This is a genomic window from Paraburkholderia ribeironis (genome assembly GCF_900019265.1).
Lineage (GTDB): Bacteria > Pseudomonadota > Gammaproteobacteria > Burkholderiales > Burkholderiaceae > Paraburkholderia > Paraburkholderia ribeironis.
The window spans coordinates 1-2,575 of record NZ_CYGX02000184.1 but is presented as its reverse complement, the minus strand read 5'-3'; the positions used below and the strand labels follow the sequence as shown (position 1 = coordinate 2,575).

Genomic DNA, 2,575 nt, shown 5'->3' with positions numbered 1-2,575 from the left:
TTTTTCTGGGTCAACTTCACTTCGCAAAAGATGCACTCGACCGGGCACAGACCAAGGTGAATCAGTTGCTTTCCCAGCTCAAAACGGAAACCACCGCACTTCAGCTTGCCATCGACAAATATGTCGCTGCAGCCAAGGATCATTTCGGCAAGGTGGCAGACATCGACCGACTACGCATACATGTGAAGGACAACATTATCTACTACATGCAGGCTATATGGACATATGAGCCACCGGACCAGCGCTACTTCCGTCTTTACGACATCGATGTGCCGGTGTTTTCGCATCAGACAACAGTTTCCGTGGCTGCTGATGAGTCCGCCGGAGCCGTTGTCAACAGTGCACTCGACGCTTCCAAGGCGTATCTCGCAATCAGCGACTTCCCGCAGCCGAAGATCGAAGATCGAAGATGCAACGCTAAAGCTTCACCAGGTTGCGGACATCGACACCCTGCTTGGATTCAAAGGAAACTACATGATGTTTCCAGTCGTGAATTTTAATTACATGAACTGGTTTATGATCAAGGACTATCTGACTTTCACAATCGATCCGGAGCGGCCGGGGGGCGGCAGCGTACAAGCCAAGGACCCCGATCCGCTCGCTGGCATGTCGCTTAGCGATTTGCAAGCCGCTTACACGCAGATCGCCAAAGATAACCCGGATTCGTTTTCCGAGAACGAAGATCAGTTCAAGGAAATCATGCGCAGAATGCTGGAAGATGAAAACGATGAGATCATCGTACCCAGTAACTCGCTGTATATCGAGGCACTTCCTGGTACACACCCGTTGCTTGAGGATTTCAAGTTGATCCATCGCGCCGTTGATGTCAAGAAAGCGCAGGCAGAGGTGCGACACGCCGAACTCGAGAATCTAAGGCTCGCATCGCGGCTCGTATCCAATGAGCTTGGCGACCCAGACATCGACAAGGTCGTAGTCATCGGGTCGGGTCAATCAGTTACCGTGGACGCGGGGCAGTAATGGTGGACGATGCGTCGGAGCGTGCTCGCGGTGTCGCCAATCGCGGCATTGAGCGCAACGCCAAGCTAGGCGCGGTCCAGACGATCAAGCCCGGCAAGATCTACAACGTAGTCGGGTTCGATGTCGGCAAGTCGAATCTGAAGAAGAAGGGATTCGAGAAGGACCTCGACAAGAAGCTCGGGCCCGTCGTCGACCGGATCCGGCGGGAGCGCAAAGAGTACGAGGCAGGAACGCGCACGACCCATCCGACCGTCACGGTGACCGGTCACGCCAGCGACTCGGTCAAGCCTGGAAAGGGACCGCAGTACTACGCATCCGAGCGCGCCAAGGCGGTCAAGGACTACCTCGTCAAGCACGACGTTCCCCCCGACTGGATCCAAACGACGACGTCGCGCGAGACGCCGAACCCGCACCCGAACATGCATGCGACACCCGACCAGAAGACCGCGGCGCGAAGCGCGACGATCGACGTCGGTGCGAGCGAGGACCCGGTGCGCGCGATTCTTCATCGCAGCCTCGACAATCGGTACGCGGACTATCCTGAGATCGGGCCGGCGCCACCCGAAGCAAAGTCCCGAGCCAAAGGAAAATTTTTCAATCAACTGGCACGGCGTGAGTTCGTTGAGGGCTACCTGCCGTATCCATCCTTCGAGCTTCGCGGCCGCAGTCCAAACACGGACTCACCACGCAACTCGGTTTGGTTCTGGATCGCGGACCATGCGCGGACGATCAAGCGAGTGGCGGCGCAGCGAAACGTCGATGCGAGGGCCATCGCTGGCGCGATCGCATGGGAGGGACTCCAAAATCCATATCCGGTCGAGTTAAACTGGCTCGGGAAGGATCAGATCGTGGGGAAGATCCACATCCCCGAGAACGAGATGGATCGTCGTCGGTACGGGCAGAACGGGCAGGCCGATTTTTTTTGGGCAGTCGCGGTGGAGGGCAACTACATGCCGCATTGCCGAGCTGACGAACGAAGGACGCTGCTCGAAGGGAACGACGAGATAGCCATCCAGTACATCGGCGCGATCATGGCGCTCATCGCCGACGAGGCGAAGGAGCACGACATCGATATCCGCAGGAACCCCGGCGCACTGACGTGGGCCTATCACGGAAGACACCCCGACCAATGGCGCGCATGGCTCTGGGACAAACTGAAGGACTCGTCGCACACGCTCACGATGCGCTTGCCGACGGATGCGATGGGTTGGTGGGTGCACCAGAACCTTCCATACCTGGAATCCGCGTTGAAATAGGCCTCCTTCGCCACACGACACGTCAACGCGCCACGCCACGGTGCTAACCAGCGAAGACGATTGCAAAGCCGCGTGACTCAAATTGAAAATCGGTCGTCTTCGTCGGCTTCGATCCACCTTATCCCTGCCGTCTAACCGGCCGCGAAGACGTCGCTCAATTCAGACGTTGAACCGTCCGCTGTCCGAGCGAAGCCGACGTTTGAGTGTCAGTATAGGCGCGCGGGCGAACGGCTGGAGATGGTCGAAGGACTAAACCGCTCGCGCGGTAGCTGTCTCTTATACACATCTGACGCTGCCGACGAGCGATCTAGTGTAGATCTCGGTGGTCGCCGTATCATTAA

The 2,575-nt window shown here is 57.4% G+C and carries 3 protein-coding genes; all 3 read left to right on the top strand.

From position 1 onward, the window contains the following. Positions 1 to 500, top strand: a 500-nt coding sequence (locus BN2475_RS34490) for a hypothetical protein (RefSeq protein WP_159444651.1), incomplete at its 5' end; no start/stop codon positions are given. After that, positions 475 to 978, top strand: coding sequence for a hypothetical protein (locus BN2475_RS33015; RefSeq protein ID WP_159444650.1), 504 nt, complete (start codon positions 475 to 477; stop codon positions 976 to 978). The genes BN2475_RS34490 and BN2475_RS33015, both read left to right, overlap by 26 nt. Then, positions 978 to 2,234 carry an OmpA family protein gene (locus tag BN2475_RS33010; RefSeq protein WP_094783505.1) on the top strand — a complete coding sequence of 419 codons (1,257 nt, stop codon included), beginning with the start codon at positions 978 to 980 and terminating at the stop codon, positions 2,232 to 2,234. The genes BN2475_RS33015 and BN2475_RS33010 overlap by 1 nt, the downstream gene beginning before the upstream one ends. Positions 2,235 to 2,575: the final 341 nt, after the last annotated feature.